Genomic DNA, 23,710 nt, shown 5'->3' with positions numbered 1-23,710 from the left:
TTATTCTTCGCCCAGGTACATTTTCCGCACCTTATCGTTGCCGAGCAAAGCCTCGCCCGTGCCCGTCAGCGTAATTTTTCCGGTCTCCATCACATAGCCGCGGTCGGCCACCGCAAGCGCCATGCTCGCGTTCTGCTCGACGAGCAGGATGGTCGAGCCCATCTGCTGCAAACGCGGGATGATGTTGAAGATCTCGTCGATAAAGATCGGCGCGAGGCCGAGCGACGGCTCATCCAAAATAAGCAGCTTGGGGTTTGAGATCATCGCCCGCACCATGACCAGCATCTGCTGTTCGCCGCCGGACAGCGTGCCCGCCGTCTGCCAGACGCGCTCCTTGAGGCGCGGGAATATCTCAAACAGCCCCTCTATCTCGCCCGGGATATTCTGCTTGTCTTTGCGCAAGAACGCGCCCATCTGAATATTCTCCATCACAGTAAGCTTGGGGAACACATGGCGGGATTCCAACACCTGTGCAATGCCCCGTTTGGCGACCTTGTGAGAGGGAAAGCCGTAGATGCTCTCATCCTCAAAGGTAATGCTACCGCCGCAGGGCTTCAATATGCCCGAGATGCAGCGCAGAAGCGTCGTTTTGCCCGCGCCGTTCGCGCCGATCAGCGCGACGACCTCGTTTTCATGCACCTCCAGGCTCACGCCTTTCAGCGACTGGATCGCGCCGTATTTATGCTCAAGATCCTTGACGATCAGCGTGCTTTGCACGTTCGACACCTCCCTTGCCCAGATAGGCCTCGATGACCTGTTCGTTTTTCTGAATATCCGCCGGCAGGCCCTCGGCGAGCTTGGAGCCATGGTCGAGCACGGTGAGCTGGTCGGACAGGCTCATGGCGAGCTTCATGTCGTGCTCGATCATCAGGATCGTGATGCCCTGCCCGCTAATCGCGCGGATAATGCGGATGAGATTGTCCTTTTCCACCGAGTTCATGCCCGCAGACGCTTCGTCCAGCATCATCAGCTTGGGGCGGCTCGCAAGCCCGCGCACGATCTCGAGCAGGCGCTGCTCTCCGTAGGGCAGGTTACAGGCAAGCTCGCCCGCGCGATTTGTCAGGCCGACAAAGTCCAGAAGCTCATAGGCACGCTCAACCATCGCCTGTTCCTCAGCGCGCTCGGCCTTGGTCCGCAGAATGGCCGAGGCGATGCCGGACTTGGTGCGGCAATGCTGGCCAACAATGACGTTTTCCAGCACGTTCATTGTGGAAAACAGGCTGATGTGCTGAAAGGTGCGTGCGATGCCGAGCTGGTTGATCTCATATTTTTCGTTGCCGTTGATTTTCTGCCCCTCGAGATAAACGTTACCGGCAGTCGGCTGGTAGACGCCTGAAATAACGTTGAAGCAGGTGGTCTTTCCAGAACCGTTTGGGCCGAGCAGCCCGTGGATCTCGCCCTTTTCCACGCTCATATCCAGCTCATTGATCGCTTTCAGGCCGCCGAACTGCATGGTCACATTTTGAACTTTGAGTAATTCCATGTCATTTCGCCTCCTGTTTTCCGGCACGGCCCGGCAGCTTGTTGAGCAGATGGTAGTATTTGTTCCGCAGCGTGCCCGCGATGCCGTTCGGCATAAAGAACAGCACGAAGATGATGAGCGCGCCGTAAATCAGCATTTGATAGGTTCCGAACTGCTGCAAAAATTCGGTCACAACGATGATGAGCAGCGAGCCGAGCAGCGGGCCGCAGAATGTGCCCATGCCGCCGACCAAAATCATCACAAGGAACATGCTTGACTGGTCAGCTGAGAACGACTCTGGGCTAATGAAGCGCACCAGATGCGCGTACAGCGCGCCGCCAACGCCCGCATAAAACGCTGCGATGGTGAACGCCATGGATTTATAGCGCGAAAGCTTCATGCCGAACGCCTCGCTCGCGTCCGGATTGCACTTGATCGCCTGCATCGCGCGTCCGACGCGCGAATCGACAATGCGGTGCTTGATGACCAGAAACAGCAGCACGAGCGCAAGCACAAAATATAGGTACGCCGCCTTGCTTGTCAGCTGGAAGCCGAACAGGCTCACCGGCGGAATACCACCGATACCGTTCGCGCCGCCCGTCAGCTTTGTCGGGCCGTTGAGCGCGAGCAGGCGGACGATTTCGCCGAAGCCGATCGTGACGATCGCAAGAAAATGGTGTACCAGTTTGGAACAGGGAATGGCAAGCACATAGCCGACAATGGCCGCAATGGTTGCCGCAAACAGCATGGCGAGCACCACGGGCACGCCCGCCTTGCTCAAAATGGCGCTGAAATACGCTCCGATGGCGTAAAAGCCCGCCTGACCGAGCGAGATCTGTCCGGAATAGCCGAACAGGATGTCGAACCCTGTGTTTACGATCATGTAAATTCCCAGCGTGCAGATGATGAGATGGATATAGGTCGATTCGCGGAACAGAATGGGATACAGCACGGTCACCGCGACCAACACGAGCGCGATCAGCCGCTGCACCTTGGTCTTGGACAGGGTCTTCATAATCTGATTCATTCGCTTCCCCTCCCCCTTAATCCGCTTTTACTTTGAGAATGCCGTGCGGCATCACAAAGAGGACGACGATCAGCACGCCGAACGAAATGATATCCTTAAACGAGGACGAAAGATAGCCTGCGGCCATTGTTTCGACCACGCCGAACATCAGGCCGCCGATGATCGCGCCATACATGTTGCCATAGCCGCCGAGCACTGCCGCGGCAAACCCCTTGGTGGACAGGATGGCTCCCATCTTGGGATATACGCCGTAGATCGGGGCAAGCAGGATGCCCGCCACCGCCGAGAGCGCAGCTGCGAGCGCCCACGCCATGCCGACAGTCAGCGGCACGTTGATGCCGACAACGCCCGCCGCCATCGGGTCCTGCGCGGCGGCGCGCAGGCTGGTACCCAGCTTGGTGCGGCTCATGAACAGGTGCAGCAGCACCATGCACGCGAGCGTCACCACAACAATGGCGATCTGCTGCGGCGAAATGGATATCGGTCCCATCTTGATCGGATTTTCCCCGAACGAGGAGGGGAAATTTTTCACATCCGAGCCCCACAGGATCATAGCGAAATTCTTGAGGAAGATGGACAGGCCGATCGTGGCCAAAACGATGTGGATCTGCTGGCTGCCGCGCCGCAAAAGCGGGCTAATCATGCTGCGTTCGAGCAGCATCCCGAAAGCGAACATAAAGCCGATGGCGATCAGCACGGCCAGCAGAAACGGGATGCCGAGGCCGACGTAGATCGTGAAAGCGACATAGGCGCCGAGCATGAAGATCTCGCCCTGCACGAAGCTCATCAGGCCGGACGCGCTGTAAATCAGGCTGTATCCCAGGCCGATCAGCGCGTAGATGCAGCCAACGGCGATGCCGCCGACGAGTAACTGCAAAAACATAGCATTTCTCCTTTGTTTTGTTTGTAACAGCCGGTCCGGATTGGCGGGCCGGCTGCTTGTACCGCATGGTAGTTTCGGATTTATTCGGCTTCGATGTACTTGCCGTCCTGGATCTGGAAGATGCGCATGGACTCGATACCCTCGCCGTTCTTGCCCTTATAGGAGAACGTACCCGCGAGGCCTACATAGCCGTCAATATCGTTATATGCCTGCCGCAGCTCGGGGCCATGGTCAGCGCCCGAGGCCTCCATGGCTTCCGCGATCATCATGACGCCGTCGTATGCGCGGAACGCGTTGTCAGACGCAGGCGCCGAGCCGAACTCTTCCATATAAGCTTCGAGGAACTTCTTCATGTTGTCGTCCTCTACGTCTTCCGGATTCTCATAAACCAGATACTGCGCCGCGAAACGCACGCCGTTGGTCGCCGCGCCCGCGTTTTCAAGGATCTCGGGCAGCGTGTAGCTCTCCGAGCCGAGGATCGGGCCGTCAAACCCTGACTGGCGGAGCTGCTTGGTGACCGCGCCGAGGTCGTCGCCCAGGCACCAGATGAATACCGCGTCTGGGGCTGCCGCGTTGATCTTGGCAAACTGTCCGGTAAAGTCGCGGTCGCCATTGGTCATGGTCTCGCTCGCGACAAACTCAATGTCATAAGGCTCGCATTCGGTCTTGAAGCCATCCGAACCCGAGGTGCCGTATTCGTCGTTGCTGGTAAACAGCGCGATCTTCTTGTAGCCCTGGTCGGCCGCGTATTTGGCGAGCTGCTTGGCCGATACGGTCGAGTTGGAGATCGAGCGGAACAGGTAGGTATAGCCCTGTTCGAGCCAGGCCGGCGAGGTACCGCCCGCGACGCAGATCGTCTGCGCTTCCTCGATCACCGGGCCCGCCGCCTGCACGTTCGCGCTATGTAAGGAGCCGAAGATCGCGTTTACCTTATCTACCTGCACCAGCTTGGTCGCCGCCTTGACGGCCTCCTCCGGCGAGGATTTATCGTCATAGGATACAATCTCGAGCTGGCGGCCGAGCACGCCGCCGCCCGCGTTGAGCTCATCCACCGCGATCTGCACGCCGTTGAGCGCCGCTTGTCCGGCCTGCGCGGTGCCGCCGGTCAGCGGGCCGAAATAGCCGATCTTGATCGCCTCGCCGTCCGAGGAGGACGCGCCGGGCTCTCCGGCGAGCGCGTTTCCGGAGCCGTCACCGCCTCCGCAGCCTGCGAGCAGGCTTGCCAGTATCGTACCGCACAGGAACCAGCTGAGTTTTCGTTTCATAATGATTCTCCTTTTCTCTTTTCGTTTAGGGCCTCGCTTTTATTGTCTGTATCATACCGCAGCGCAGAAAATCTCTGAATCAAATATCTTATAATTACCTTTCGCTTTTCTATAAAATCATAAAAATACCGTTTTTACATCTTCCGCCTTTTTGTCCAAATGAATTCAGCCGCCGGAACAGAACGTCCGGCGGCTGAACCCTATATAAGAGAAGAGAGGTTTTCAGAATCAGTCGTCAAAGGTCAGAATGACCTTGAGCGCTATTTTCTCCCGCACCAGCCGGAGGACTTCGTCCAAATCGTTATAGGAGACCACATGCGAATAAAAATCCTTTGGATCGACCTTGCCGCTTTCAATCAGCGCGATCGTTTCATCCATAATGGCGTATTCGCCGTAAGGGAAGTTTAGCATATGGAGCGAGGTGTTGCATTGCAGCCGCGAGGTGTCGATCATCAGGTCATTGGTTCTCAGCACGCCGAGCGAGCACACCTTGCCGCCCGGTTTCAGCCGGCCGCTGCCCTCATACAGAATGCTGGTAAAGCCGACCGCGTCCATAACCAGATCGAACTTCCGCCCGGCGAGCACCTCATCGACGGTTTCAGCGGCGAAGTTGATGGTTTGATCAACCTTTGCCACACGCTTTGCCTGCTCGAGCCGATCGGGCACGCTGTCGATCTGCACGACCGTGTCCGCGCCGCGCAGCTTGCAGAACATGGCGAGCGCAATGCCCATCGGCCCTGCGCCGTAGATCAGGATATCCATACCCGGTGCCGCGCCGAAATTCTTGGCCGCGCTGTGGCACTCGGCCAGCGAAAGGAGCACGCCCGCGTCGACAAAGCTGATGCTGTCTGGGAATTTATGCTGCTTCGGGAAAGGGATATCGGCTTCCGCGAAGCCGTCCTCGAGCATGGCCTCGCGGTCGCACACCAGACCGAACTGCGCCATCGAGCCATGCGTTTTGGAATAGCCATTGCCCACATCCGGATGCAGGTTTGGATGGATGAACCGCTCGCCCACCTTGATATGGCGCACCTTTTTGCCGACCGCGACAACCTCGCCCGCGCCCTCGTGCCCCAGTACGGTCGGATAGCCGCCAAAGCCGTTGTCCAGAGTGCCGCCGATAATCTGCGAATCCGTGCCGCTGCAAAAGCCGCAGGCGTGCACGCGGATGAGCGCCTCATAATCGCCGGGCACAGGCTTCGGCACATTGTCTACCACGCGCACATCGCCCGCCGCCAGAACGGCGACCGCTTTCATCAGTTCCATCACGAAATCCTCCTTGTTTATTTTCTGTTTTCACTTTACCATGCGCGCTGTACCGCAGCAATTGCAACTTGCTTCACAATTCAAACAAAACCTTTCACATTTTTACGAAGCGGAAAACGCGCCGAAAAACGGAAAACCGTTTTGGAGTATATTCATAAGGATGTTTATACTTCGGGGAAACGGTGTGATGTGCAATCGGCATGTCACGCCGTTTCTTTTTTGTCGATTGCATGGGAAAGCCCGATTTCACCAATAAAATTATAGTGAATGTCAATTTGCTGGGTTCGGTGTCCGCTGGACTTGTCCGGGGCGTGGACTACAATCTTTTCCACAAAAGCATGAAGCAGTTCGGGAAACAGCTTGTCCGGCACCGTGTATTTCTTCACCAGCTTGATAAAGCTGTCCATGTTGACGCTTTGCTGTTCGCAGGCTTCCACGGTCTGCCACAGTTCCTTGGCGCTCAACTGAAAGCGGGCCTGCTCCTGCTCATAATCAGCAGACATTTTTGAAAAGCGTTCATCAGTCAGTTTGCCGCTGATGTTGTCCTCATACAGCCGCTTGATAATACCGTCGATTTCCGTGATACGCCGCTCCTGCTGCTCCAGCGTCCGCTTGGCCTGGGCCTGCTCTTTCATTTGCGTCTCCATCCGGTTAGACATGGCCTGACGGGTAAAGCCCTCTGTGTCCGCACGGGTAAAGGCAATGACTTCCCGCAGGTTTTCCAGCACTACTGCGCAGATAAAATGAGCGCTACATTCACCCTTTTTCCGCGCCGGTTCTCCCTGTTCTTCTTCACAATCTCCCACGTCTCCTGTGATACAAGGGCCTCATGGGTATTTTCAAAGACTACCTGCTTTTCTTCGGGATTTCGAATTTTCTTTTTGCTTTTGTAGGACTTCTTAGTGGTCTTGAAGTTTACCGTGTGGCCGAGATAATCCCGGTTATTCAGAATGTAGACGATGGTGCTGGACAACCAGAAGCAGGGATTTGACGGGTCATAACGGTGGGTTCTGCCTGTGCGCTCAAATTCCAGTGTTCCCGGCGTGACAATCTCCATTTCCCGCAAGCGACGTGCAATCTTGCTGGGGCCGTTGCCCTCGGCGGCAAGCTGAAAGATCAGGCGGACGACCGGGGCGTCTTCCGGGTCTACGGTCAAGTTTCCCCTCCTTATCACTCAGATAGCCATAGGGTGCTTGCGTAGAGAGACGCTTGCCGCTCATACCCTTTGCCTTGAACACGGCGCGGATTTTCTTGCTCGTGTCTTTCGCGTACCATTCGTTTATGATGTTGCGGAACGGAGTAAAATCGTTGTCCTCGCGTTCGCTGTCTACACCGTCATTGACGGCGATAAACCGTACATCAAATTCAGGAAAGCGGATTTCGGTATACATGCCCACCTCAAGGTAGTTGCGCCCGAAACGGGACATATCCTTGACAATGACCATGCTTACAAGGCCGTTTTCGATATCGGAAAGCATTTCCTGAAAGCCGGGGCGGTTGAAGCTCGTACCAGAATAACCATCGTCTTTATAGATTTTATATTGGGTAATATTATGGTCCTTCGCGTACTTTTTGAGGATTTCGACTTGATGGGCAATGGAGTTGCTGTCGCCCTCGTTATCATCGTCGCGGGAGAGGCGGACATAGAGTGCCGCCCATTTCCCTGCTTCAGAATCGTTGTATGGATAGTTGATAAAAGACTGTCTTTTCATGATAGACCTCCATTCCGGCAGTCACCGCAATCGGCTATTTATAACACTATTATCATGCCAATAATCAATGAATCGTGCAAATTTTCAATAAATCCGCTTTATTTTCTCGTTTTTAGTTGCCGTATCGATTAAACGCCGGATATGGTCGGCTACGGTGCTGCCAGTCTGCTTGAAATGTGAGGTCACAATGTATGTAGTACCATCAATCGTTCTTTCTCTCTTTGGCGGCTTTGCGTGGATATGGCCTGCCATCAAGAACACCTCCTAATACGTCCCAAGTTGGACGTGTTGACAAAGTCGAAAAATAGAGAGCGGCTGTGGGAGAGCAAGAAAAAGACGCCGTTGCGGCGTCATGACATCTACTTTATCATTCTTTTCAGGTTTAAGGCCACGGCAGAAAGGAGGCAGCGGTCCTCCGCTGCCTCTAAACCTCGTCTCCAGACTTGCCTTAAATTGTGGCTCCATTTCTGGATGGCAAAAGTACCCTCGCACCAAATCTGCCTTTTGCGCAGCGCCTGCCGGTATTCAGGTAAGGCGGACTGGGAGAGGTTTGCCTTTGCTGCATCCTCGAATACGCTCCGTACCAGCCGCTTGGCCCCATGCTGCATACTCTGGCTCAGACGCCGCTCCCGCAGCGGGCATGTCTGGCAGTCCGCCTTACTTGCCGTATAGACCCAGTGGAGCGTGCCTGACCCACGGCTCACGGTATTCAGTGTCAACGATCTTCCATTGGGGCAAAAGAAGATATCTTGTTCCCTGTCGTAGCTAAAGTCGTTTCTTCCAAACTTCACCTTCTGCTAAGGCTGAGTTTTCATGGGCCGGACATAAAACGGGATGCCTCGCTCTTTCAATACTTGGTGGAACAGTCCATAGTCATACATGGAATCAGCCGTCGCCCCCTGGACCGGGATAAGGTCCAGGACCCGCTCCATCTGTTCCAGATATGGTGTCTGGTCGCTGGCATCTCCCGCTGTCACCGCCACATCCAAAATAATCCCATGTTTCGTGTCCAATGTCTGGTGGCTGAGATAATGCATCCCTTTAGGCTTGCCGGGCCGGTTGAGGTACCCTGCTTCCGGGTCAGTCCGGCTTACCCGGCGCTGCCTGTGTTTTGCCCTTTTTTTGACCTGTTTGATCCGGCGCTTCCTCCGCTTTCCTGTTTGGCGCTCCAATTCTTCCAGCGCCCTTTCCTCGTAGGCATCAAGCCGCTCCCAATACGTGCCGGGGCTAACCGCCACATCCTCTAAGTACATGGAACCGGGCGACGCGCTGGCTTTGAGTCCGTGACCACTAGCTTCCCACTCACCAGGCCCTTTTCTATGCGCTGCCGCACCACTGCCTCAAACAACCGCCGTACTACTTTCCGGAACGATGGTTTCCTCCGCCGCAGCTGCGAGATCGTGCTGTGGTCCGGCACACGCTCAAATAAATCCAACCCCAGGTACCACCGCATGGCCACATCCGTCTCAATCCGCTGCTCGATCTGCCGCTCTGACGGAATCCCATACAAGTAACCTACCAGCAGATATTTTACCAACACCACTGGGTCAATTGGTGGCCGGCCCAGCCGCCGGTTGTACAGACAGGACGTTTCCTCGCGCACAAACGTCAGGTCCAGTACCGATTCAAGCTTTCGCAGAAAATGCCCCGGCGGCACCAGATCCTCTATCGTCACCATATGTGTCCGTAACTGCATCCGCCCGCCCCCTTTCTTTTATTTTATCACACTTCCCTAGACTTTTCGACTTTGTCAACACGTCCAACTTGGGACGCATTAAATCCCATGAAAGCAGAGGAAACCAATATGCGATACACTAACAACCATGGTAACAGCCTGTGGAAATCTGAACACGGAGGAGGTATTCGGCATCGGAGAACAATACGCATATATCCGCGTCAGCAGCCGCGACCAGAACGAGGACCGGCAGCTTGCCGCTATGCAGGGGCTTTGCATCCCTAAACGGAATATTTACATCGACAAGCAGAGCGGAAAGGACTTCAAGCGGCCGCAGTATAAAAAGCTCGCTCGGTGCATGAAAAAAGACGACCTGCTCTACATCAAGAGCACCGACCGTCTGGGGCGCAACTACAAGGAAATTTTGGAGCAATGGCGCATTTTGACCAAGGAGAAAGGCGCGGATATCGTGGTGATGGACATGCCCCTGCTTGACACCCGGCGCGGCAAAGACCTGATGGGGCCATTCCTCAGCGATATCGTATTGCAAGTGCTGTCCTTCGTCGCGGAAAACGAGCGCAAAAACATCCGCCAGCGGCAGGCCGAGGGCATCGCCGCCGCCAAGGCCCGCGGCGTAAAGTTCGGCAGACCGGCCCTGCCCCTGCCCGACAACTTCTACGAAGTACATAAGGCGTGGCGGGAAAAGAAAACCCCTCTGCAGTTGGCGGCGAAAGCCTGCGGGATGCCGGAGGGGAAGTTCTATGATAGAGCGGTGCGGTTTGAAAAAGGGTGGTAAATAAATCGGGCAAAAGTTTGGAAAAGTGTAGAATCAGGGAGCCGGAGCTTGTTATAATCCATTAGACATTTCAGCCTAGAAGAGAAGTGCGAGAAATTCAGTGAGACTCAACAGCCTTTCAAGGCGTCTCTTAGCCAGAGCGTCTAACAGGGGACAGTTGTGTTTCCAGGTAATTTGAATGCAGTGCGGATGTTCCGTTCCATCCGCTCCCAGTCCGTACCGTATTTCCCGGCAGCATCAGGCATAAAGCCATTTTGTCACCAGCAGAACCCTGCCCCGTTGCTCCATGCACAACTTTATATTTTACAAGCACACCATCGGCTCCTGCAAAAACAATAAAAACCGCCGGCCTGCTAATGCTATTCTGCACTAACAGGCCGGCCTCTGTATTACCGTATCTTCCCTTTAATCTTTCCGCGCAGCCACTGCCGGTCGTCGCTGTACTCCATGCTCTGCACGATCACACTGTCGCCTGCCTCAAACTAGTCGTCGGAAAACTGCTGCGCATACCTGCATACCACCGTGCAGCCGTCCCGCAAGCGTCCAAATATGCCGCCGGTATACTTGTTTGTGATCTTTGCAATCCGCGTGCTCCCCACCCGATGCCGGAACTCCGCGCCAATATAGGGGTTCGGCTCCGCCTCCCGTACAGATACCGCGACCCCCTCCTCGTCCGCGGCCATCACCTTTGCTTTCAGGCTTTGCCCAGGATAGTAGCTTTCGCGCATATCCCCAAGATAAGAATAGGACAGCCCTGCCTGTGCCAGCGTCAGGTCATGCCCGCAGGTTGTCAGGGTGAGGTGGGACGCCCCCACAGCCAGCACCATGCAGTCCACAATATCGCCCTCCTGGACGCCGCGCACACGATGGGCATGCCACCGCTGCCGTTCCATCGCCAGCGCACGGGACGCTACCGCGCACTGCCCCTCACAGTCCACGCCGGTGATGATATAGTCTATCTTCGCCCCTGCCATATGCCCCAGCACATAGGTTTCCCGTTCATCCCCCTCTTTCCATACAAAGGGTTCGGGTATCAGCACCTTTACCCTGTACTGCACCACAGTGAGGCAGGGCATCTCCTTTTTCCCGTCCGTGCCGTCTTCGTCTTCCCCGTCCGGAAGAGGCACCCCCTCCACGCCTATGATCTCCCCGCTCAGTATGGAGCTGGACCGGTAGGACGCGTAGATCGCGTTCCACTCCGCCTGTTCCTTTTCCGTCAGGCTGTAGTCCAGCGCCTTAAAGTCCGTTTCATAAAACCTCAGCCTGGTCAAATTTAATTCGTCCGGCAAACGGTTTTTTTCATTCATTCCGAATCCCCTCCCATTTTTTCAGCTCCAGCTTTTCGTTTTCATCCGGCCAGGCCAGCAGGCACGGCGTTTCCGCTCGCAGCGCCGCAGCCTGTCCCGTTTCATCCAGAAGCAGTGCATACAGCGTTTTCATCGTGTTTTCCACCCGCAGGCTGTCCAGCGTAAGGCAGCGCTTCCGTTCCTTCCCCACAGGGATATACAGCACACACAGCCGCACCTCCCGTTCCGGCAGGTACGCGGTCAGAAATACCGGTTTTTTGCGCGGGAATATATCCGGCGCCCTGCTGCCAGACAGGGCCAGCGAGATATCCACCGCGCGGGCCAGCTGTATGTCAAACCGCCTGTCCGCTGCCAGAACATACGCCCCCATGTCCCGCAGCACGCCGCCGTAGCGCAGCTGGCGGATCGTGCGGTCCACGGCTTTTTTGTCCATCCCAAAGCGCAGCCACAGCAGCATGTACACCTAGCGCTTCCACATCCCGCCCAGTGTCTTGAGCAGTGAAAGAAGCTCTGTCTGCGGCTCGCTGTAATACATTGACTTCATGTCGCCAACCTCCGTTTCACCTGGTTTAGCACGGGGTCGAGCAGCGCTTCGCTCCCCATCTCCACGATCGTACTGAAAATGACCTTGGCGGTGTAGACCAGTGTGTTGGACAGCGCCTCGTTCTCGTTCCGCCGCAGCCTGTACAGCGCTTCGTCGAGTACGTCGGCATTCAGCCGCCGGAGCGTGTCGCGGACATAGCCCTGCGGGTAGGTACAGGCGCCAAGCTGCAGCCGGCCACAGTAGTACAGCCACGAGACCGCGTCACGGAACACCTCCGCTTCCTCCGGCGCATAGCGGGAAAGCGCACATCGCTACAAGATCGCCGCTATGGCCTCGCGTCCGTCCTCCGCGCCCGCGCGTGGGACTGTCGGAAGATCATCATCAGTATCCCTGTACTCTTTCTTATTCTTCTCTTTCTTACTTGTGTGCGTTTTTTGCAGGTCTTGATATGCTGTTTCGGCACCCGAAGAAGTGTGGTTCTGGCAGTTCAAGACCTGCGGTTCCGGTAGGTCTTGATATGCACTTTCCGCAGTTCTTACTATGGTGTTTTCAGCAGCATCCGGCTCGGTTTCGGGAAAACCGTCCTGCATCTCGTTATTATCCGCAAGTTTAATGTTATCATTGTCCGCATCCAGAAGTGCAATTTCTGCAGGTCTTATCTCCGCGCAGAACGGCGCGCAGTCATAACCGTAGGCCGCCTTTCCGTCCAGCGCCACCTCGGCCAGGAAGATGCGGTTAGGCAGCCCGCGGCCCTGCCGCTGCTCCCAGACCAGGCGCCTGTCCGCCAGTTCCTTAAAGCAGGCTATCGCCTTGCGGTAGGAAACCTGCAGCTCCCGTGCCAGATCCTCGCGCGTGTAGATGATGTACACCTCGCCGTGCCGGTTCACCCAGCCGTTGCGGCGGGACAGCTGGTACCGGTTGAGCAGGAACGTGTAGGCCACCTTGCTCTCCAAACCCATATCCATGTAACGCGGGTCGCAGAACAGCCACCGCGGCATCTGCATGTGGAAATAAGAAATGGCGCCGGACAGCTTCATCAGCGTAAAGTCCGGCCGGTCTTCTGCAGCGATGTTCTTTTTCATAAGGCAGCATCCTCGCTTTCGTTGTCTAATTCGTTGTTTCGATCCAGTTCCTGTTGGTATTGGTCGATCTGATCGTCTGTTGGGATAAATGTCGTATGATCGGGCATATCATCCTCCTGATCGGGATCGTCCGGCTGCAACAGGTCGGAATAAGGGGACTTCGGCTCCGGTGGCAGTTCAGGAGGGGGCACCGCCGATCCTGCATCCGGCGCAGGCTGCTTTTTGTTTTCCCCGCCCGCCGCACCGTCCGGCCTGTCCGGCGGGTAGTCATGGATGGACGCCGGCCGCAGCTTGCCGTAATCGGTAAATTCCGGCGGCGTTATCTTGTACAGCAGCATCGGGTACTGGCCGCGCAGCCGGACGATGCACCTGTCGTTGCCCAGCCGCAGCACCTCGTCCGGCTGCATGAGCGCGCGCTGGGTGTTGCTGCGCGTCATGGAATACGGCCGGATGTTGTTCTGCAAGGGGGAGAACAGCGGCGTCTGCGGCTGTTGGTTATTAGTCACGCGGATGGTTGTCATGCCGCATTTCTCCGAAATGAATTTGGCGCTCGTCAGGTCGTTCACACCCAGGCAGATGGTGGCGTCGCAGCAGGCCGCGATCTCCTCCCACTCGTGCCGCGGGTACATGTCCGCCAGCTGGGAGATGGACTGCACCAGCACCTGGCAGCTCATGCCGAACGACCGGGTGAACGCGATGGAGCGCTTGAAATCCCCCAACCTGCCGATGGACGGGAATTCGTCCAGCAGGAAGTTTACCCGCACCGGCAGCTTCCCGTCCTTCGTCTCCTTCCGCGCGTATGCCTCCAGACGGGAGAACAGCATGGTGAAGAACAGCGAGGACAGGAAGGTGTAGGTGCTGTCCTGCGCGGACAGGATGCAGAAATAGGCGCAGGGCTTCTGTCCTGGCAGGGTGAGGTCTATCGTGCTGTCCGAAGTCAGGCTGTCCACCAGCGCATCGTGGAACACGTTCAGCCGGTTGCCGAGACCGATCACGATGTTGCCGCGCAGATTCTCCTTGGCGTTCAGGAACAGGCCGTAGGGGCCTTTGGCCGGATGCCCGGCCGGCAGCCGCTTTATCGTCTCATCTATCTGCTTGAGGCCGTCCTCGCTGAGCAGGGCCAGCACCCTGCCCAGCCGCCGCATCGCCAGCGGCAGTCGCCGTCCGGACTTGTCCTGTTCGTTCTGGACATAGTACAACAGCGCCGTGAGCAGGTTAAGTTCAGCTTTAGACCAGAAATCGTTGGCCTCCTTCTCGCTTGAGGTGTTAGCGATGATGGTGGAGGCAATGACAGGGACAAGGCGAGGGTCGTGGTCCGCCTCGCCGATCGGATCCCAACGGTCCGAGTGCTCCATATCCAGCAGGTTAAACACCCGCACTTCGTAACCCTGATCGATCAAGTAGCCGGCCATGCTTTCATAAAGTTCATTTTTGGGATCGGTCAGGACGATGCTCTCGCGCCGCTTCACACACTGGAGTACAAACGGCCGGACGAACCCCCAGCTCTTGCCGGTACCCGGCGCGCCCACGACCAGCAGGCTGCCGGCGAGGCCAGCCTTTTTGCTGGACGCGACATAGTCCGCATAAGCATCGCTGTCCAGCGGGTCGTCCTTATGCTTGCCGTAGACCGTGCCGGAAAGGCTGTCCAGCCTGCCCACATCCAGTACCCGCCCCATCTCCTCCCGCTTCATGAACCGGCTCGAGCCGTGTGTGCCGTCCGGCAGGATATCGAACCCGCGCCTGTCCTTTACCGGATGATAGCCGGCTATCCAGTTATACCCCTTGCGCGTCAGCAGGCAGGCCATCGTGACCAGTGAGGCGGTGACAAAAATACCGGTGGGGGTAAACGGGGCGATCAGGTTGAGGAACGGGTTTACCGTCCAGATATCCGTGATCCCACTGTCCGCGTCAAAGGACTGGCGGACACCGAGCCGGACGGAGTTTATCAGCATCCCTTAAAAGTGCCAGACCACTACGCCGATGAAATGTCCCCCGCGGGTGAAATGCCCGGCGGACATGATCGCGATCACGAGCTTGCCTTCCTGCAATGCCTTTACCAGCTCGGTCCCGCTCCGGCCGATGCCGCGGCAGGGGACGTTGTAATGCGCCGCCCCATCTGGGATCAGGCTGTGGTAGCTCCCGCTGCCTTCGCAGCGGTGGCCCGTTTTTACGGACCAGTCACAGACCTCCGGCGGCGTGACGATGGTATCCGTTAGCGTGGATACGCAGATGGCAAGCGACGTTGGCCCGCAGCCCGCCCCCGCGATCGTATTGGTCTGGCCGTACATCAGCCCACCCCAGCGGGGATCGTACTGGCTGAAATACACGACGTCCCTGGAATTACCCCTGCCGGTGAACACCACATCGGAGAAATCCATATCCGCTGTGTTGTCCACAGACCCGCCCGGCGCACTGTATTCCGCGTCGCAGATGGTATTGTAAATGACCTCCGCCCACATGCGCTGCTGCCCGTCCATGCCCAGCTTGTCCATGAGTTCGGTTGGCGTCATGTCTGAGATCACCAGCACATAGCCGATGAAATCCCCCTCCGCGTCATACTCCGCTTCGAGGTCATATTGGAGCTTGGCCTGCATGGTCCGGACGATCTTCGCTTCGTCTATCGTCATCACGTCCTGCTCGCTGTACACCGAGGTAATGGCGATCATCCAGTAATCGTTCGTGTTGCCGAGCCGCTTCTCGATGCGGATAAAGCCCAGATCCTCCGGCAGGAGCGATACGAACAGGTCTACCGCCTGCTGCTCCAGCGTGCGCTGCCGCTTCCATGCGGCGGTGAGCTCCTCCGCATGGGCGGTCATCTCCTGGATATCCGGAGACGACACGCTGGGCGCGCCGAACAGGCTGCACGGCACGGTGGCAAGCAGCAGGGGCAGGCAAAGGCCGATGAGGAGCAGGGCCAGCACTGCTTTGCGCCGTGGACGCCTCCCGCCCATGCCGCCTGCGCGATCCGCGCTACAGCTGCTGCGGTGTGGCTGTGATTATTTCTTTCTCCTGCGTTTTCTATTGTGGATTCCTCCTCCCTTTGGTGTTTCCGGCGCCGCTTTACTTTTCAGCGGCTGTGCGCTGCGTCGTAGGGTACGGGGCTGGACGGCAGGCGGCGGCGTTACCATATCCGGCGTGTGGACGCCCGGGGTGACGTCCGGATGGGATGCCGTATCTAGGCGCTCCGGTTTTTGTTCCCGTTTTGCTGGGGTAACTGTAGGGCGACGGTCTGCGGGTGCAACATCCGGCTGCAGCTTTGCGGCTGGCTGCGCGTGTGCCTGCGACGGCGCGGCAGGTGTCACAGCTGCCGCCTGTGTGGGCGCGACCTGTGATCCCGTCTGTGCAGATGTCTTGTGTGGTGCAGACGGCATCACCCGGGCAGGAGACGGAACCCTCTGTTGTGCCGTCGAAGGCGTTTGTTGTTTTGCCGTAGAGACAACGCGCCCAGCCGCCGGATGTACTGATCGCGGCGGGGCTTCCCGCGCAGGGGAGATACGGACCACATCCGCACGGCCGGACGCCATGCTGCCAGCGGCGACCGTTGCAGCGGATGCTCTGGCGATCGGTGCAGTGTCCTGTTTTGCCTGCGCCGTCCCGCCAGCCGGTACGGGCGGGGTGGCCGGCGTCATGCTGGTGACCGGCTGTGCCGCCGGTCGCTCTGTATTGGATATGGATGTATGGTTTTCCATGCCCATCCGATCCTGATGTATCTGCTGCGGCGACGGCGGCATGACCTGACTGATCTTACCCGCCTGCGGCGTATGCCCTAGCTGTCTGTTTCCATGCTCCGCTGTGAATGTGCCGCGTTCCGGTATGACCCCGCTGCCGGACTGTACCTGTTCCGGCGGCCGCGGCGTGACCGGGGATACCATATGGCTGGCCTGTCCATCCGCTGTGCGCTGTGGCATGACCGGCGGCAGCTTGCCGTCTGTCTGCGGCGGGTCCATGCGGCCGAAGTTCTCCGGAAGCGGACGCTTTGGCGGCGCCGGCGGCATCACCCGGCTGCCAGTACCCGAAACGGTCTGGGCAGTGTTGTTCTGCACCACGCTGCCGGTATAGTTCTCGTCTCCCCAGTCATCCGCATCGATGCTGATCGCCTGCCGCACCTGCCGCATAGCCTCGGCGTTATCCGCGCCGTACCGGCTGCGGAAGGCTGCCAACGTGTCCGCCACACGCGCGCCGGAATATGCCCCCTGCGCGGCGGTCTTATCTGCTGCACGGCGGGACGGCGTCCCCGTCCCTTTGCCTGCGGCAGATGGCCGCGAAGTGCCGGATCGGCGGGGAGCGCCGGACGGCCTGCCGCCGGCTAGGATGCCGCTGTGCCGCAGCGAATCGCCCCCGTGCGGCGGGCCGGAGGTATTGCGGTGTCCGGCGGATGGTGTGTTCTGCGCCGCCGTGCGTGTCACGACGGACGCGATGCTGCGCAGGGCCATGGCCGTGAGCGCGCCGGGGAAGCGCGCACCCAGCGTGTCCCCGGTGAGAGCGGGGTTCAGGCCGATGCGCAGGATAACGCCGTCCATCTTCTTCGCCATACGGACAATGCCAACCACGAGCATCGCCCACGGGATGATCGCCGCGCCGTTCGGGTCTGTGGAGAGCGCGGACAGCACCAGCTTGACGAACATCAGATTGAACACCATGAGTACGCACATGCTGGCGAACATCCGCAGCCAGCCGCGGAAGATATCGCCTGTGCTTTTCGACCCGCCCATCGCAAAGGCCAGCGGCGCGCAGTACGTCAGGACACAGAGGATAACGTACCGCTCCGCGACCTCGAAGAACAGCCGGATAAGCTGCCACTGGATGACGATGTTTACCACGATGACGATGAGCCAGCCCGCGTTGGGGAGCGTATCAAAGGTTTCCTCCCCGAACGGGTCAAAGGTGACGGCGTCCGGCACCTGCAGCATCTCCATGACCGTGGCGGACAGGTCAAAGCCAATCGCACAGATCTGCCGGCTGACGAGCAGCAAAAAGGAAAACATCGCGCTGCGCAGGAACAGCCGCCCCGGCTCCTCCGCCTCGATGCCGACGCCTGAGGCCATGGAACGCATCGCCTGATACGCCAGGTTGCCGATAAGCAGCGCCCAGCCCACCGCAACAAAGATGTTTGCAATGTCGTCTATGACCGGCACGCGTTCTGCGAAGTAGGAAAGATCCACATTAAACAGCTCCATGAGCTGGTCCAGCAGATATTCCACTATCTCATACCACAGCGACGCCAGCCATTCAAACAGGGCTTTTACTAACTTTTCGAGAATTTCAGGTTCCCTCCCTTCCAGTAAAACAAAAAACCAGGCCGCATATGGGAAATATGATACGGCGCCGCTAATAGAAAAGACGCTTCAGTAACAGAAGCGTCTTTATACTATTCAGTTGTTGTGTCATGTCGCCAGACAAAGTACCGCATCACAGCAATGCGCGGTAGTCCCTTCGCGCATATAGTACGCGCCTGATCTGGACGGTATCGCCTGCGACCACGAAAAAAACCAGATAGTTTTTGACGAGCAGATACCGATATCCCTTTGCCCGCAACGCAAGGTCATTGAGCTGGGGACAGCGCTCCGGCATCTGGGCCAGTCCCGCTATCTTTTCTACCAGCAGATCGTAATTGGCCAGTGCGCTCTCCTGTGATAGGGTGTTCAGGTACTGGACAATCTCCCGCATATCCTGTTTCGCTGTAGGATAGATCCTGACTTTATACGTTTCCATGAATGCTCTCCCACAGGTCCGCCGCAAAAGCGGCAAAGTCCTCCCCTTCCGCTCCGGAAGAGATCTCCTGCTCCGCCGCCGACAGCTTGCCGTACAGGTCGATCAATCCCTGCTGGCGTTCATATTCCTCCATGCTGATCACAACCATATCGCCGGTTCCGTTGCGGGTGATGAAAACAGGCTCGCGGGTCTGGTGGCAGAAATCCGATATCTCATTGGCACTATTGCGAAGGTCAGAGATCGGGCGAATACTCGGCATCACTAACACCTCCATTTTGTTTTTACTTTTATAGTATAGCAATATTTCGAGTAGATATCAATGCAAATTTAACACTCTATATTGCTCATAGCTTTTAAGATAGGTAAGCTACAATTTATCATTGCATAGCTCTCCTTGTCCACGACCTTCCGCTACGCACTTACAGCAGGTGCTTTTATTCCACTCAACTTTGTGCTTGGACATAGCGTAACCGCCCCTCCTTGTCATCGCCAGTGTAGCATATTTCGTCACTTATCAGCGGTCATTCCAGCGTCGCCAGCCCGTCAAAAAGCGGGCGGACGTAGGCGATGAACGCGCCGATGCCGTTGATGATGACCCAGGCGAGCCAGACTCTTTTGAGCCACTCCCACGCGCTGTCAGCCTTTTGCTGTGTGCCGCTCATTTTGGCGCGCCGTTGATCGCCACCGCGCTCATCAGGCCGGCGAGTGCGGTTGAAATGGCGGCAATCTTGGAATACACGTCCTTGATGATGCGGTCCGCCGTCCACATGTCCTCCACGGCAAAGGCCAGCGGGATCAGGACCGCGGCGATGACAGGCAGCACCAGCGCGATACGGTAAAATAAGAAGGCGCGTTCCATCCATCCGAGGGCGGGACGCGCCTTTTGCAGTTTATTTTGATTCAATGGGAAATTCCTCCTTTGGTTGACTGGCCTGTACAGCCCTGCTATAATAGGCAAAGCAATACAAGGTAAGAGGTGTGATGAAAATGGCATGGACCGATGGTAATCTGGCAAGCGCGCTTACCGAGCTGGAGGCCGCTGAACGCCGGCTGGAAGCAGGGGAGCGCAGCCGCGACCTGAAGCAGGCCGCGCAGCACGCATACAATAGCGCCTATGTCAACGAAAATCCCGCGCAGGCGGAATGGCGGCGCGAGATCCTGGAGCGGGCGCAGCATGTGATAGATGCATGCTGCTAATGTAGCAGCGCGTTCACTCCGTCTGCTTGACAAAGCGGCGCGCACCGCTTATAATAGATACACAAAGGGAACGCTGTTACAGCAGTCAGCCCCTATTGGGTATCAACAAAAGTTGACCGTTCGGGTACCAGCCGAGCGGTCAACGCGCTTTTATAAGTAAAATATGCAGCAAAAGGATTGCCCATATTACAATTCTTACGAATCGTCTCATAAAGCATCACCCCCTTTGTGGGGAGTGGGCTGACCGCCATATGTAACAGCGTTCCTGTGTCCAGTATATCACACAAGCCACTTGTCGTCTATACGTTCCGCCTTTCCAGGCGGTTTTTTTGTTATATTACGCAATTTGCAGCACTGATGATATCCCAAAACGCCTAGTGCGAGGCAGGCACATCCGCAAATCTGGTCTGGATGGTATACACGCACAGCGACCGGCTGGTCACACGGTTAATGAGCTTGACCGCTTCCGCACGGGTCAGGGTGTCCTCCGGACAGAACCGGTAGTTTCCCATACCTTCAAAATACGGCGCGGTGACGCCATTACGCAGAAACAATGTGCCGTTGTTTTTGCGTACCGCACCGGCGCTGAGCCGCACGTCGTCCCTGATATTGCTTACGGCGACTTTTAAAACGCCTTTTGCAGAAAGGCTCATAGGATAAGACCTATCCCCTACTTTGATCGTGCCATCCTCCACATGGGCGGTCTCCTGCCGACTGCCCACGCGCAGCGTGACGGTATCCAGCGTATAACTCTTGTCCGGCGAAACCGTATACGTCGCCGAGCCGCCGTCGTTCACACCCGTGCGGGAGGCAGAAGCGGCCATCGATCTGGTCTATGCGGTACACCTTGCCGCCCAGCCAAACGCGCCCCTCGGACACATAGCCGGTTACGGACTGCACTCCATCGTCCAACCGTACCTCGGCGATCTCACAGCCGCGTTCAGCTTGCGCTCCGATATTCACATCATTCCCGCGCCTCACTTCAATACAGCTGCCACCTATGTCCACGCCCTTATCGCCGCTGACGCGGACGACCAGCGGCTGCTCCCCGGCCTGCCGTTGCTGTAAAAATAGACGCTCAGATTTTCTTCTGCCGTCAACGCCATCGTGGCTTTGCCACCTGTACGCGGGTGACCCCTGCTTCGCCGGAAGGCTCAGCGGTGATGGTCACGGTCTTGCCTGCGCCATACGTCCCGCCGTCGCTGACCTCAATGCCGCTGTCCGCGGTCACGGCGAGCCGGTAAGATACGGCTTCCGCAGCAGCGGACAAGATAAGGTTTCCAGTGCAGTTGCCTGGGACAGTAACCGTGACGCTCCGCCCCTCATGCTACAAGGGGAGCGCCATGCCGCCCGCGGTAATCTGCACCGGCATTTCCTCCGTCTTGATCTCCACGCTGGCCGATGTATCGCCATTAGAGGCGTTCACCGGCGTGATGCAATAGCCCTCTATCGGCACAAAGGATATGTCTCGGGCGATGCCGGTCTCTCACACGTTGACGCCGACCGCGCTGGATGTATAACCGGTACCGTTTTTTACTTCGCCGCGGTGCGTACCGCCCGCGGCATAGGACTGCGGGATAACCGTCGCCGCTATCAGCCACAGCGCCAGCAGTAAGATGGGGATGCGCAGTTTCTTTGTGGTCATGTTTTTTCTCTCCCGTATAATGTGGGGAACCGCATGAAACCCACTTGTTGTTCCACAATCCATGTGGGATAATAAGGCCAGCAGACAGAGGGCGCAGGTTGTCTCCTTGAAGTACAGCTTCCAAAGAGAGAATTGCGCCTCTGTCTTTGCGGGTGGACACGAATGGCTGGATAGCGAGGATGCGCTGGATATCTAACGAGGTTGTGTTCCGCAAAGAAGCGTGAGGGAACTCTGTCTGGAATTTTGAAAGAGGAGGTTTCCCATGCTCTACTGCGGGATCGACATCGCCAAATACAAACATGAAGCCACGGTCATAGGTGAGGCCGGCGCGGCCTTGCTGGACAGCATTTCATTTTCCAACAGCAAAGAGGGCTGTGAGAAGCTGGCGGCAATGTTCAGAAGCTGAACAGCTCAAAAGATGACCTGCTCATTGGCATGGAGGCCACCAGCCATTACTGGCCGAGCGTGTACGGGTATCTGCTGGAGCATGGCTTTGAAGTAAAGGTCATCAATCCCATCCAGTCTGAGGCTTTTCGGAAGATGTATATTCGTCAGACAAAGAATGACCGAAAGGACAGCTTCATTATCGCCCAGATCGTGCGCTTCGGGCAGTTCTTCGTCACGAATCTGTCACTTGTTTTCAGACACCTTTGGCGCTGCCTCTTGGGCGCCATTATCCTGAGCGAGATCGGAGACATCCATCGCTTTGACGCATCCAATAAACTGGTCGCCTTTGCCGGGTTGGATGTACGAGTCACACAGTCCGGTGAGTTTATCGGAACAAGGCAGAAAATCTCTAAACGGGGCTCACCGTATCTCAGGCGGGCCATCTGGCTATCCGCCTCCAAGGCGGCTTTTTGTGCCCCCATTCTCTCAGAGTATTACCAGTCCCTCCGTGCTCGCGGCAAGCACCATCTTACCGCGATCGGCACCATCTCCCGCAAACTCTGCAACACCATTTATGCTATTTTCAAGGAAGACCGGCCCCTGGCAGCCGGTATCTCCTAGAAACAAAAAGTGTCGAATAATAGCGACAAAAATTGAATTTCCTGTTTTTGGTTGTATTATCTTCTCAAATCTTTGTATTTGGGAGGATATACCTATGACAACCGTTCAGGATACGTTACGTTTATTCGGCATTACCAGATGCTACAAAGGGTTTCAGCACACCGCCCATGCCATCTGTCTGGTAGTTCATGATGAATCTCGTTTAGAGGCTGTCACAAAGAAAATCTATATGGAAACCGCCTCTCACTTCCACTGCAAATGGACTGCTGTGGAACGCAATATCCGAACTGCCGCTGCAAGAGCATGGAAAGTCAATCGTCCTTTGCTGTTCGAGATGGCCGGCTATCCGCTGGCCTGTATTCCTACCGCCTCCGAATTTATTGAGATCCTGGCTTCTTACATACTGCGTTTATCCCAACCGCAGACCCAACTGCGGCCTCTTGCTATGCTTTGATCCCTCCTTATCTCCCTTTCGTTTTTTCACTCAGACCTCTTGAATTTTTACCGCTGGCTTCTCCATAAAATACAATGAGCCGGTATGAACGGAAAAGGTCATACCGGCTCATGCCAATATTATAAGGCTTGGTCTGAAATGAGATAAGCGGCGGTCCTGTCAAATGCGGGCGAGCTTTCCTCCGCCTGCATATCCGGTATGGAGCGCCACAGGCGGTCCACCCGGGCGACGCCGCCCAGATCAGTGTAGACCACCAGCTGCTCCATACCGACTTTGTCATTTTCCAACCGCAGATGGACTGCATATCGGGTCTCGTTGATCTGTAGCGGCTGGGTGTACTGGATCAGGTCGAATTCGCTCGCATCTGCCCAGTGGTACAGCTCGCTTTCGGCCAGTTCGCGCACCGTACCGTATGCGCCCAGCTGGACAGCAGCGCTGTTCAGCACCAGCTCCGCGCTGACCGATGTGAGTTCATCCGTTCCGGTAGACGGCTCCTCGCCCGTATCAAGTGCATACAGGGCGGCCGTACCTCCTGACGCGAGTTCCACATCACGCCGCACCAGCGGCACATCCTGTACCGTCTCATTCTCTGCGTCATCCCATCCCTCCAAACCTGTCTGTTCCATCTCTATGAATACTGCTGTGTCCGTATCGGGTACCTCCATTTTTGCTTTG

General features: G+C 56.8%; 34 protein-coding genes. 5 read left to right on the top strand and 29 right to left on the bottom strand.

Annotated elements, in window-relative coordinates; all coding sequences use genetic code 11:
• The 13 genes from RX717_RS03275 to RX717_RS03225 all read right to left on the bottom strand — a co-directional run bounded on the left by RX717_RS03275 (nt 1) and on the right by RX717_RS03225 (nt 9,311).
• Nucleotides 1–717, bottom strand: a complete 717-nt coding sequence (locus RX717_RS03275; RefSeq protein ID WP_199855231.1) for an ABC transporter ATP-binding protein — start codon at nt 715–717, stop codon at nt 1–3.
• Nucleotides 686–1,483, bottom strand: a complete 798-nt coding sequence (locus tag RX717_RS03270; RefSeq protein WP_199855181.1) for an ABC transporter ATP-binding protein — start codon at nt 1,481–1,483, stop codon at nt 686–688. The genes RX717_RS03275 and RX717_RS03270 overlap by 32 nt, the downstream gene beginning before the upstream one ends.
• A gap of 1 nt (nt 1,484) precedes the next feature.
• The gene (locus tag RX717_RS03265) at nt 1,485–2,489 is read right to left on the bottom strand and encodes a branched-chain amino acid ABC transporter permease (protein WP_107630973.1); all 1,005 of its coding nucleotides are present in this window, start codon (nt 2,487–2,489) and stop codon (nt 1,485–1,487) included.
• Between the two features lie 16 nt (nt 2,490–2,505).
• Nucleotides 2,506–3,372: a branched-chain amino acid ABC transporter permease gene (locus RX717_RS03260; RefSeq protein WP_107630974.1), complete on the bottom strand. Its 867-nt coding sequence runs from the start codon at nt 3,370–3,372 to the stop codon at nt 2,506–2,508.
• An 80-nt stretch (nt 3,373–3,452) separates the two neighbouring features.
• Nucleotides 3,453–4,637 (bottom strand): ABC transporter substrate-binding protein, encoded by a 1,185-nt coding sequence (locus RX717_RS03255; protein WP_107630975.1) that lies wholly within the window; start codon nt 4,635–4,637, stop codon nt 3,453–3,455.
• Between the two features lie 228 nt (nt 4,638–4,865).
• On the bottom strand, nt 4,866–5,903 hold the full coding sequence (locus tag RX717_RS03250) for a zinc-dependent alcohol dehydrogenase (RefSeq protein ID WP_107630976.1): 1,038 nt from the start codon (nt 5,901–5,903) through the stop codon (nt 4,866–4,868).
• Between the two features lie 203 nt (nt 5,904–6,106).
• Nucleotides 6,107–6,709, bottom strand: a complete 603-nt coding sequence (locus RX717_RS15905; protein WP_407923223.1) for a DUF4368 domain-containing protein — start codon at nt 6,707–6,709, stop codon at nt 6,107–6,109.
• Nucleotides 6,631–7,020, bottom strand: coding sequence for a recombinase family protein (locus RX717_RS15900; protein WP_442908803.1), 390 nt, complete (start codon nt 7,018–7,020; stop codon nt 6,631–6,633). Before RX717_RS15900 ends, RX717_RS15905 begins: the two co-directional genes overlap by 79 nt.
• The gene (locus RX717_RS15895) at nt 6,926–7,615 is read right to left on the bottom strand and encodes a recombinase family protein (protein WP_407923224.1); all 690 of its coding nucleotides are present in this window, start codon (nt 7,613–7,615) and stop codon (nt 6,926–6,928) included. Before RX717_RS15895 ends, RX717_RS15900 begins: the two co-directional genes overlap by 95 nt.
• 84 nt (nt 7,616–7,699) lie before the next feature.
• Nucleotides 7,700–7,867, bottom strand: a complete 168-nt coding sequence (locus RX717_RS03240; RefSeq protein ID WP_107630977.1) for a hypothetical protein — start codon at nt 7,865–7,867, stop codon at nt 7,700–7,702.
• 107 nt (nt 7,868–7,974) lie between these two features.
• Entirely contained in the window at nt 7,975–8,406 is a 432-nt protein-coding gene (locus RX717_RS03235; protein WP_107630978.1) for a transposase, read from the bottom strand.
• 6 nt (nt 8,407–8,412) lie between these two features.
• Nucleotides 8,413–8,853, bottom strand: coding sequence for a transposase (locus RX717_RS03230; protein ID WP_159068077.1), 441 nt, complete (start codon nt 8,851–8,853; stop codon nt 8,413–8,415).
• 5 nt (nt 8,854–8,858) lie between these two features.
• Nucleotides 8,859–9,311, bottom strand: coding sequence for a transposase (locus RX717_RS03225; RefSeq protein WP_107630980.1), 453 nt, complete (start codon nt 9,309–9,311; stop codon nt 8,859–8,861).
• A gap of 127 nt (nt 9,312–9,438) precedes the next feature.
• Between RX717_RS03225 and RX717_RS03220 the strand changes: the two genes are divergently transcribed.
• Nucleotides 9,439–10,086, top strand: a complete 648-nt coding sequence (locus RX717_RS03220) for a recombinase family protein (RefSeq protein WP_407923225.1) — start codon at nt 9,439–9,441, stop codon at nt 10,084–10,086.
• Between the two features lie 482 nt (nt 10,087–10,568).
• Here RX717_RS03220 and RX717_RS03215 read toward each other — a convergent pair whose 3' ends face one another.
• The 11 genes from RX717_RS03215 to RX717_RS03165 form a co-directional block, all read right to left on the bottom strand.
• Nucleotides 10,569–11,393 carry a hypothetical protein gene (locus tag RX717_RS03215; RefSeq protein ID WP_107630981.1) on the bottom strand — a complete coding sequence of 275 codons (825 nt, stop codon included), beginning with the start codon at nt 11,391–11,393 and terminating at the stop codon, nt 10,569–10,571.
• Nucleotides 11,386–11,850 (bottom strand): hypothetical protein, encoded by a 465-nt coding sequence (locus tag RX717_RS03210; protein ID WP_159068078.1) that lies wholly within the window; start codon nt 11,848–11,850, stop codon nt 11,386–11,388. The genes RX717_RS03215 and RX717_RS03210 overlap by 8 nt, the downstream gene beginning before the upstream one ends.
• Before the next feature lie 83 nt (nt 11,851–11,933).
• Nucleotides 11,934–12,209 (bottom strand): hypothetical protein, encoded by a 276-nt coding sequence (locus RX717_RS03205; RefSeq protein WP_107630983.1) that lies wholly within the window; start codon nt 12,207–12,209, stop codon nt 11,934–11,936.
• A gap of 39 nt (nt 12,210–12,248) precedes the next feature.
• Nucleotides 12,249–13,019, bottom strand: a complete 771-nt coding sequence (locus RX717_RS03200; RefSeq protein WP_107630984.1) for a replication initiator protein A — start codon at nt 13,017–13,019, stop codon at nt 12,249–12,251.
• On the bottom strand, nt 13,016–14,971 hold the full coding sequence (locus RX717_RS03195) for a VirD4-like conjugal transfer protein, CD1115 family (protein WP_316960547.1): 1,956 nt from the start codon (nt 14,969–14,971) through the stop codon (nt 13,016–13,018). Before RX717_RS03195 ends, RX717_RS03200 begins: the two co-directional genes overlap by 4 nt.
• A 3-nt stretch (nt 14,972–14,974) precedes the next feature.
• Nucleotides 14,975–15,940 carry a C39 family peptidase gene (locus tag RX717_RS03190; protein ID WP_316960546.1) on the bottom strand — a complete coding sequence of 322 codons (966 nt, stop codon included), beginning with the start codon at nt 15,938–15,940 and terminating at the stop codon, nt 14,975–14,977.
• A 75-nt stretch (nt 15,941–16,015) separates the two neighbouring features.
• Nucleotides 16,016–18,220, bottom strand: a complete 2,205-nt coding sequence (locus tag RX717_RS03185) for a hypothetical protein (protein WP_107630987.1) — start codon at nt 18,218–18,220, stop codon at nt 16,016–16,018.
• Nucleotides 18,221–18,428: 208 nt separating this feature from the next.
• Nucleotides 18,429–18,731 carry a type II toxin-antitoxin system RelE/ParE family toxin gene (locus RX717_RS03180; protein WP_107630988.1) on the bottom strand — a complete coding sequence of 101 codons (303 nt, stop codon included), beginning with the start codon at nt 18,729–18,731 and terminating at the stop codon, nt 18,429–18,431.
• Complete coding sequence (locus tag RX717_RS03175; RefSeq protein ID WP_107630989.1) at nt 18,718–18,990, bottom strand: type II toxin-antitoxin system Phd/YefM family antitoxin; 273 nt, start codon at nt 18,988–18,990, stop codon at nt 18,718–18,720. Before RX717_RS03175 ends, RX717_RS03180 begins: the two co-directional genes overlap by 14 nt.
• Before the next feature lie 262 nt (nt 18,991–19,252).
• Nucleotides 19,253–19,393: a hypothetical protein gene (locus RX717_RS03170; protein ID WP_242977836.1), complete on the bottom strand. Its 141-nt coding sequence runs from the start codon at nt 19,391–19,393 to the stop codon at nt 19,253–19,255.
• A complete protein-coding gene (locus RX717_RS03165) occupies nt 19,390–19,635 on the bottom strand; it encodes a hypothetical protein (RefSeq protein WP_242977837.1) in 246 nt (81 codons plus the stop codon). Before RX717_RS03165 ends, RX717_RS03170 begins: the two co-directional genes overlap by 4 nt.
• An 83-nt stretch (nt 19,636–19,718) precedes the next feature.
• Between RX717_RS03165 and RX717_RS03160 the strand changes: the two genes are divergently transcribed.
• Nucleotides 19,719–19,928, top strand: coding sequence for a hypothetical protein (locus RX717_RS03160; protein WP_316960545.1), 210 nt, complete (start codon nt 19,719–19,721; stop codon nt 19,926–19,928).
• A gap of 374 nt (nt 19,929–20,302) precedes the next feature.
• Here the strand turns inward: RX717_RS03160 and RX717_RS03155 are convergent, their stop codons facing one another.
• The 4 genes from RX717_RS03155 to RX717_RS03140 all read right to left on the bottom strand — a co-directional run bounded on the left by RX717_RS03155 (nt 20,303) and on the right by RX717_RS03140 (nt 21,573).
• Nucleotides 20,303–20,752, bottom strand: a complete 450-nt coding sequence (locus RX717_RS03155; protein ID WP_159068079.1) for a hypothetical protein — start codon at nt 20,750–20,752, stop codon at nt 20,303–20,305.
• A gap of 272 nt (nt 20,753–21,024) precedes the next feature.
• Nucleotides 21,025–21,198 carry a hypothetical protein gene (locus RX717_RS03150; RefSeq protein ID WP_159068080.1) on the bottom strand — a complete coding sequence of 58 codons (174 nt, stop codon included), beginning with the start codon at nt 21,196–21,198 and terminating at the stop codon, nt 21,025–21,027.
• 57 nt (nt 21,199–21,255) lie between these two features.
• A complete protein-coding gene (locus tag RX717_RS03145) occupies nt 21,256–21,384 on the bottom strand; it encodes a hypothetical protein (RefSeq protein WP_277997731.1) in 129 nt (42 codons plus the stop codon).
• A 30-nt stretch (nt 21,385–21,414) separates the two neighbouring features.
• Nucleotides 21,415–21,573: a hypothetical protein gene (locus RX717_RS03140; RefSeq protein WP_153802400.1), complete on the bottom strand. Its 159-nt coding sequence runs from the start codon at nt 21,571–21,573 to the stop codon at nt 21,415–21,417.
• A gap of 262 nt (nt 21,574–21,835) precedes the next feature.
• Here RX717_RS03140 and RX717_RS03135 point away from each other — a divergent pair, with 262 nt between their 5' ends.
• The 3 genes from RX717_RS03135 to RX717_RS03125 all read left to right on the top strand — a co-directional run bounded on the left by RX717_RS03135 (nt 21,836) and on the right by RX717_RS03125 (nt 23,035).
• Nucleotides 21,836–21,979 (top strand): IS110 family transposase, encoded by a 144-nt coding sequence (locus tag RX717_RS03135; protein ID WP_243182426.1) that lies wholly within the window; start codon nt 21,836–21,838, stop codon nt 21,977–21,979.
• Between the two features lie 29 nt (nt 21,980–22,008).
• Entirely contained in the window at nt 22,009–22,581 is a 573-nt protein-coding gene (locus RX717_RS03130; RefSeq protein WP_277997732.1) for an IS110 family transposase, read from the top strand.
• Nucleotides 22,582–22,675: 94 nt separating this feature from the next.
• Complete coding sequence (locus RX717_RS03125; RefSeq protein WP_054328284.1) at nt 22,676–23,035, top strand: sporulation initiation factor Spo0A C-terminal domain-containing protein; 360 nt, start codon at nt 22,676–22,678, stop codon at nt 23,033–23,035.
• Nucleotides 23,036–23,154: 119 nt separating this feature from the next.
• Here RX717_RS03125 and RX717_RS03120 read toward each other — a convergent pair whose 3' ends face one another.
• Nucleotides 23,155–23,661 (bottom strand): hypothetical protein, encoded by a 507-nt coding sequence (locus RX717_RS03120; RefSeq protein ID WP_107630993.1) that lies wholly within the window; start codon nt 23,659–23,661, stop codon nt 23,155–23,157.
• Nucleotides 23,662–23,710 lie beyond the last annotated feature (49 nt).

Origin of the sequence: Intestinibacillus sp. NTUH-41-i26, assembly GCF_032769475.1 — a bacterium.
Taxonomy (GTDB): Bacteria; Bacillota; Clostridia; order Oscillospirales; family Butyricicoccaceae; genus Agathobaculum; species Agathobaculum ammoniilyticum.
The sequence above is the reverse complement of the archived record's forward strand: the minus strand, read 5'-3'. Positions and strand labels throughout refer to the sequence as shown.